The sequence below is a fragment of the Rhizobacter sp. P2_H2 genome, assembly GCF_056403375.1.
In genome coordinates this window covers 1-6,064 of sequence record NZ_JBFUFP010000261.1, presented here as the reverse complement: position 1 = coordinate 6,064, position 6,064 = coordinate 1, and the positions used below count along the sequence as shown (strand labels likewise).

The window sequence follows — 6,064 nt, the reverse complement described above, 5'->3', positions numbered from 1 at the left end:
GCGCCCGGGCGTGCCGACGACGATGTGCGCACCGTGCTCCAGGCTCGCGATCTGCGGGCGCATCGTCGCGCCGCCGCACAGCGTCAGCGTCTTCACGTTGTCCTCGGCGCGCGCGAGGCGCCGGATCTCCTGCGTGACCTGGTCGGCCAGCTCGCGCGTCGGGCACAGCACCAGCGCCTGCACCTCGAAGCGCTTCACGTCGAGGCGCGCCAGCAGCGCGAGCGCGAACGCGGCGGTCTTGCCGCTGCCGGTCTTGGCCTGCGCGATCAGGTCGTGGCCGGACAGCGCGATCGGCAGGCTGGCGGCCTGGATCGGCGTCATCGTCTCGTAGCCGAGGCGGGACAGGTTCTCGAGGGTCGCGGCGGAGAGCGGCAGCTGGCTGAATGCGGCGGAGAGCGAGGGCGGGGGCGCTTGGGTCATGCGCCCGATTATCGGTGCGCGCCTTCGAAGGGCGTTCAGCGGGCAGCCGCACGGGCCAGCACGCGGCTCGCGGCCGATGCCGCCGACAGCCGCTGCGTCAGGTACTCGGCCAGCCGCACGTGCTGGCTGAACACCACGTTGAAGCGCAGGTGCGGGTCGCCGGCGTTGTCGGCCATGAAGGTGGCGCCGCGCACCAGCAGGATGCCGTTGCGGTAGGCATCCTTCACCAGTTCGTCGATGTCGATGCCGTGCGGCACCGTGCCCCACAGGAACAGGCCGCCCTCGCCGGGGTGGTCGAGCAGCACGCCGGCCTGCCTCAGCTGGCGGGTCGCCAGGCCGCGCGCGGTGCCGAGCTTCTGCTGCAGCCGGTCGACGTGCTTGCGGAAGCGCCCGGTCGACAGCAGCTCGAGCAGCACGTGCTCGTTCAGCGAGGCGGTGGTCAGCACCGAGAGGATCTTCTCGCGCAGCAGCGGCTTCAGCCACTGCGGCTCGGCCGCGATGTAGCCCAGGCGCAGCGCCGGGCTCAGCGCCTTGCAGAAGCTGGAGTAGTAGATGACGTTGCGCAGCTCCGACAGCTGCGCGAGGCGCGTCGGGTGGCCGGGGTGGAAGTGGCTCTGCACGTCGTCCTCGGCCAGCAGGAAGCCGTGCCGGTCGGCCAGCCCGAGGATGCGGTGCAGGTTGGCCGCGCTGCTGCTCCAGCCGGTCGGGTTGTGCAGCACGCTCTGAACGAAGAACATGCGCGGCCGGTGCGCGGTGCAGGCGGCCTCGATCTGCGCCAGGTCGGGGCCGTCGTGGCGCCGCGCGATCGGCAGGATGCGCACGCCCATCTGCCGCAGCCGGTCGAACAGCAGGTGGTAGCCGGGGTTGTCGACCATCACCGCATCGCCCGCCTGCAGGAAGGCGCGGCAGATCAGGTCGATCGCGTGGGTGCCGCCGTAGGTGGTCAGGATGCGGTTCGCATCGGCCGCGATGCCCTGGCCGCGCATCAGCGTGGCAATGCGCTCGCGCAGCTCGGGCAGCCCCTGCGGCGGGCAGCGCGCTGCCATGCCGCCGTTGGCGCGCGCCAGGCCGCGCTGCACGACGATGGCGGGGATGGCGTCTTCCAGCCACGACACCGGCAGCGAACCGGCGCTCACCGGCAGCACGCCGGCGCGCTGGTCGTGGGCCTGCTGCACGAGCCAGACGGCGTCCTGCTCCTCGCCGGCTTCGAGCATGGCATCGAGCACCGGGGGCGCCGCCGTCTCGCAGACGAAGAAGCCGGCCGTGCCGCGCGACTCGACGACGGCCGCCGCGACCAGCCGGTCGTAGGCGGTGACCACGGTGTTCGGGCTCACGCCGAGCTGCCGCGCCAGCGTGCGGATCGACGGCAGCTTCGCGCCGGCCGACAGGCGCCCGCCCTCGACGAGCGCACGCAGCCGGGTCTCGATCTGGTCGGCGAGCGGCGCGGGGGAGTCGCGGTCGAGGGAGAACATGTTCAGCGGGTCAGCAACAGCACGGCCAGCACGGCCAGCGATCCCGCCATGATGGCATTGAATGCCTCGCGCCAGCCGGGGCGCGTCAGCACCCGGCGCAGCCCGGCGCCGAACAGCGTCCACATCGAGATGCACGGGAAGTTGGTGGCCAGCGTGATCGCCAGCACCAGCAGCGCGGCCACGCCGGTCGGCATGCCCGCCGGCATGAAGACCGTCGCGACGGTGACCGACTTGAGCCAGGTCTTCGGGTTGACGAACTGGAACGCGGCGGCCTCGAAGAAGCCGACCGGTTGCGCGAGCTCGGTGCCGAACACCACCGGCGTCGTCAGCTTCCACGCCATCCACAGCAGGAACAGCGCGCCGGCGATGCGCAGCACGTCGTGGACGGCCGGGTGGTCCGCCAGCAGCGTGCCGAGCCCCAGGCAGGCCAGCCAGGTCTGCACGCCGCCGCCGATGCTGACGCCGAGCAGGTGCGGCAGGCTGCGCCGGTAGCCGAAGTTCGCGCCCGAGGTGGTCAGCAGGATGTTGTTCGGACCGGGCGTCGCCGACATCAGCAGCGAGTAGCTCAGCAGGGGCAGCAGGTCGTTCATCGCGTCTCCTTCACGGTGGAGACGAGCTTGGGGGCGCCGCCGCGGCGCGTGAAGCTACAGGGCAGGGGGCTGTGCCGAGGCACTGTATCAATCGCTGCGGGGGCACAGTCACGGCGCGCGCAGGCTGGGCTACGCTCGATGCACCCTCCGCTTTTTCCGGACCCCGACGATGGACCTGCCGATCTCCTGGCGCGATGTCGACATCGCTGCCGCCCACCTCGAAGGAGTGGCCCACCGCACGCCGGTCGCCACCTCGCGCACCGCGAACCAGCGCACCGGCGCGCAGGTGTTCTTCAAGTGCGAGAACCTGCAGCGCATGGGCGCGTTCAAGTTCCGCGGCGCCTACAACGCGCTGGTGCAGCTCGACGCCGCGCAGCGCCGCCGCGGCGTGATCGCCTGGTCGTCGGGCAACCATGGGCAGGCGATCGCGCTGTGCGCCAGCCTGCTGGGCATGCCGGCGGTGGTCGTGATGCCGCAGGACGCACCCGCCCTCAAGATCGCCGCGACCCGCGGCTATGGCGCCGAGGTCGTGCTGTACGACCGCTACCGCGACGACCGCGAGGCGATCGGCCAGCGGCTCGCCGCCGAGCGCGGCCTGACGCTGGTTCCGCCGTACGACCATCCGCTGGTGATGGCGGGGCAGGGCACGGCCACGAAGGAGCTGATCGAGGAGGTCGGTCCGCTCGATGCGCTGTTCGTCTGCACCGGCGGCGGCGGGCTGCTGAGCGGCAGCGCGACGGCGGCCAACCACCTGTCGCCCGACTGCGCGGTGTATGGCGTCGAGCCGGAGGCCGGCAACGATGTGCAGCAGTCGTTCCGGCGCGGCGAACGCGTCAGCATCCCGGTGCCGCAGACCATTGCCGATGCGGCGCAGACGCAGCTGGTGGGTGCGCTGACCTTTCCGGTGATCCAGCACCGCGTGCGCGACATCCTTACCGTCAGCGATGCGCAGCTGGCGCGCACGATGCGGTTCATCGGCGAGCGCATGAAGCTGGTCGTGGAGCCGACCGGCTGCCTGGGGGCGGCGGCGGTGCTCGAGGGGGTGCTGCCGCTGGCCGGCCTGCGTGGCCTGCGTGTTGGGGTGATCCTGAGCGGCGGCAACATCGACCTCGGGCGCTATGGCGAGCTGGTGGCTGCGGCATGAGTGCAGACCGGCCGGTGCAGACGTGGCAGGGCAGTTGCCATTGCGGGGCGGTGCGCTTCGCGATCAAGACCGACTTTCCCRAGCTGACCACCTGCGACTGCTCGATCTGCCGGCGCAAGAACGCGCTGATGGTGAAGGTGCACGAGAGCCTGTTCACGCTGCTCGCCGGCGAGGCGTCGCTCAGCGAGTACCGGTTCCACACCCACACCGCGCGGCATTTCTTCTGCAGCACCTGCGGCATCTACCCGTTCCATCGCAAGCGCGTGACGCCCGATTTCGTCGGCGTCAACGTGTTCTGCCTGGAGGGGTTCGATCCGGCCGGCATTCCGGTGCGGGCGACGGTCGGCGCGGCGATGGTTTGAACCCGTTGCCTGGAATCGCTCAAGTCGGCGCAGGAACGGCCGATATCGCCGCAAGCGAGGTCCTGCCATGTCCAACACCTTCTCCATCGGCCTGTCCGGCCTGTACGCCGCCCAGCTGCGGCTCGACAGCGCCGCCCACAACGTCGCCAATGCGCAGACCCCGGGTTTTCGGCGCCAGCAGGTCGTCCAGCAGGCGCAGCCTGAAGGCGGCGTGCAGGCCGAGATCGCTGCGCAACGGCAGACCGGCGGTTCGCTGGAGGCCGATGCCGTCGAGCAGATGTCGGCCAGCTACACCTATCAGGCCAACCTGCGCACCGTGAAGGTGCAGGACGAGGTGCTGGGGTCATTGTTGGACGCCGTGGCGTAACGTGACGACATATATCTCGTACTTGCCTTTGCGGTTCTTAACGTCAACCAATCGTCAACAAAGCCCGTTGTGGACACAAGCCGGGCAACAGCCGGGCCAGCTTCAGGAAGTCGAGCAGAACGACTTCCATCCAATTCGGGATACACCATGACCAAGTCTCTGATCGTTGCCGCCGTCCTGTCCGCTTTCGCCGTGGGTTCGTTCGCCCAAGCCGCTGCCACGGCCGATGCCGCTTCGGCTCCCGCCAAGAAGGCCGCTGCCCACAAGAAGCACAAGGCTGACAAGAAGAAGGCCGAAGGCGCTGCTCCGGCTGCTTCGGCTGCCAAGTAATCAGGCCCGGCCTGAGACGAAGAAGCCGGGCTTGCCCGGCTTTTTTTCGTCTGGCCATCGCGATCTTCGGTCGGCGGCGGATGCCGGCGGTCGCGACGGCCTAGTCTGGATTGGAAGGTTGTCAGGCAATGGCTGCTCTCCCTGTCGGACGGACCCTTCGCACTGACACGGGGATTGGAGTTTTTCTGACCCCCTGCAACGAGGGGCCCTGACAGCGCAGTCGCCGGGCAGCGCCTAATCTTCAGTCATCGAGTTTGGGCTTGTTGAGGTCGACGACCACTCCCAGGCAAGGTGCTCCACGGAGGCTGACATGAGCTCTACTTCGCAAATCGCACGCTACGAAATCCGGTTCCAGTCGCTGTTCAACGAAGGCCGGGCCCTGGCCTTTCCTTGCGATGCCGAGGGGCATGTGCAGATGGACGCACTCAGCGACCGCGCCCGCACCAACTACCTGTATGCCCGAGCCGTCGTCGGTCGCGAGTACGCGACGCCGGCCGTGATGCGCAGCGACCTGCACTGAACGCCAGTGAGCATCGCCGCCCGGCGCAGGCCGCGGTGGCTCACTTGCCGGCGATGCCCAGCAGTTCCACCTCGAACTGCAAGGTGGCATTCGGCGGGATGACACCCCCGGCGCCAGCCTCCCCGTAGGCGATGGCCGGCGGACACACCAGCAGCGCCTTGCCGCCCACCTTCATGCGCTGCACGCCTTCCGTCCAGCACTTGATCACCCGGTTCAACGGGAACTCCGCCGGCTCCTTGCGAGCGTAGGAACTGTCGAATTCCTTCCCGTCGGCGAACGTGCCGCGGTAGTGGACGCGGACACGGTCCGTGGCCGCCGGGCTCGGTCCCGACCCCTCCTTCAGCGAGCGATACACGAGGCCGGTCGGCGTGACCAGCGCGCCCTGCGCCTTCGCCGCGCTGGCCGCCAGGTCGGCCTGTGCAAAAGTGGACAGGCTGATCAGGCAGGCCGTGAGGCCGATCAATGGTGTCTTCAAACYGTGACTCCCGAGGTCAATGAGGGACGGCCATCATCGCCGAATGGCGGCATGGGCCGGGAACATCGATGCACGGCGACGCACTTGGAACACAGGCTTACGACTCGTGTTGGGTCGTGTCCTTTTCAACGGGACCGACGAGAGTCCCTGTCTATAGGGTGGGTACGTGGCGATGTGCCACGCCACACAGGGGTATCCCAACCTCCTGTCCGACCATGACGACAAGCCACCTCACTTTCAGCGTTTCACTCGCCGCCACGGCTGCTGACCTGCAGGATGTCTGCGGCGTCCGTGCCTGCGCCTATGGGCATCATCTGCCCGACATGCAGGAAACCCTGGCCGTCCCCGATGCCGTGGACGGCCGGCGCGGCACGGCCATCCTGG

At 69.0% G+C, this 6,064-nt stretch carries 9 protein-coding genes; 5 read left to right on the top strand and 4 right to left on the bottom strand.

Going from position 1 to position 6,064, the window contains the following annotated elements; genetic code table 11:
- From AC1D15_RS15225 to AC1D15_RS15215, 3 genes are all read right to left on the bottom strand, one after another.
- On the bottom strand, positions 1-420 hold a 420-nt coding region (locus tag AC1D15_RS15225), incomplete at its 3' end, for a DEAD/DEAH box helicase (protein WP_477826629.1).
- 35 nt (positions 421-455) lie between these two features.
- Positions 456-1,892, bottom strand: a complete 1,437-nt coding sequence (locus tag AC1D15_RS15220) for an aminotransferase-like domain-containing protein (RefSeq protein WP_047511420.1) — start codon at positions 1,890-1,892, stop codon at positions 456-458.
- 2 nt (positions 1,893-1,894) lie between these two features.
- Positions 1,895-2,482: a LysE family translocator gene (locus AC1D15_RS15215; RefSeq protein WP_465113193.1), complete on the bottom strand. Its 588-nt coding sequence runs from the start codon at positions 2,480-2,482 to the stop codon at positions 1,895-1,897.
- Between the two features lie 169 nt (positions 2,483-2,651).
- Between AC1D15_RS15215 and AC1D15_RS15210 the strand changes: the two genes are divergently transcribed.
- The 5 genes from AC1D15_RS15210 (at position 2,652) to AC1D15_RS15190 (ending at position 5,205) form a co-directional block, all read left to right on the top strand.
- Positions 2,652-3,626, top strand: coding sequence for a threo-3-hydroxy-L-aspartate ammonia-lyase (locus AC1D15_RS15210; RefSeq protein ID WP_465113194.1), 975 nt, complete (start codon positions 2,652-2,654; stop codon positions 3,624-3,626).
- Complete coding sequence (locus AC1D15_RS15205) at positions 3,623-3,988, top strand: GFA family protein (protein WP_477826628.1); 366 nt, start codon at positions 3,623-3,625, stop codon at positions 3,986-3,988. The genes AC1D15_RS15210 and AC1D15_RS15205 overlap by 4 nt, the downstream gene beginning before the upstream one ends.
- Positions 3,989-4,055: 67 nt before the next feature.
- Positions 4,056-4,355 carry a flagellar basal body protein gene (locus AC1D15_RS15200; RefSeq protein WP_477826627.1) on the top strand — a complete coding sequence of 100 codons (300 nt, stop codon included), beginning with the start codon at positions 4,056-4,058 and terminating at the stop codon, positions 4,353-4,355.
- 147 nt (positions 4,356-4,502) lie between these two features.
- Complete coding sequence (locus AC1D15_RS15195) at positions 4,503-4,685, top strand: hypothetical protein (protein ID WP_047511428.1); 183 nt, start codon at positions 4,503-4,505, stop codon at positions 4,683-4,685.
- Between the two features lie 310 nt (positions 4,686-4,995).
- On the top strand, positions 4,996-5,205 hold the full coding sequence (locus AC1D15_RS15190; RefSeq protein ID WP_047511430.1) for a hypothetical protein: 210 nt from the start codon (positions 4,996-4,998) through the stop codon (positions 5,203-5,205).
- 40 nt (positions 5,206-5,245) lie between these two features.
- Here the strand turns inward: AC1D15_RS15190 and AC1D15_RS15185 are convergent, their stop codons facing one another.
- Entirely contained in the window at positions 5,246-5,668 is a 423-nt protein-coding gene (locus tag AC1D15_RS15185; RefSeq protein WP_052213036.1) for an FKBP-type peptidyl-prolyl cis-trans isomerase, read from the bottom strand.
- Positions 5,669-6,064: the final 396 nt, after the last annotated feature.

What these genes read in the sequence shown, in the direction of transcription:
- AC1D15_RS15220 (WP_047511420.1), bottom strand. Translation starts at nt 1,892, where the DNA reads ATGTTCTCCCTCGACCGCGACTCCCCCGCGCCGCTCGCCGACCAGATC.
- AC1D15_RS15210 (WP_465113194.1), top strand. Translation starts at nt 2,652, where the DNA reads ATGGACCTGCCGATCTCCTGGCGCGATGTCGACATCGCTGCCGCCCAC.
- AC1D15_RS15190 (WP_047511430.1), top strand. Translation starts at nt 4,996, where the DNA reads ATGAGCTCTACTTCGCAAATCGCACGCTACGAAATCCGGTTCCAGTCG.
- AC1D15_RS15200 (WP_477826627.1), top strand. Translation starts at nt 4,056, where the DNA reads ATGTCCAACACCTTCTCCATCGGCCTGTCCGGCCTGTACGCCGCCCAG.
- AC1D15_RS15215 (WP_465113193.1), bottom strand. Translation starts at nt 2,482, where the DNA reads ATGAACGACCTGCTGCCCCTGCTGAGCTACTCGCTGCTGATGTCGGCG.
- AC1D15_RS15195 (WP_047511428.1), top strand. Translation starts at nt 4,503, where the DNA reads ATGACCAAGTCTCTGATCGTTGCCGCCGTCCTGTCCGCTTTCGCCGTG.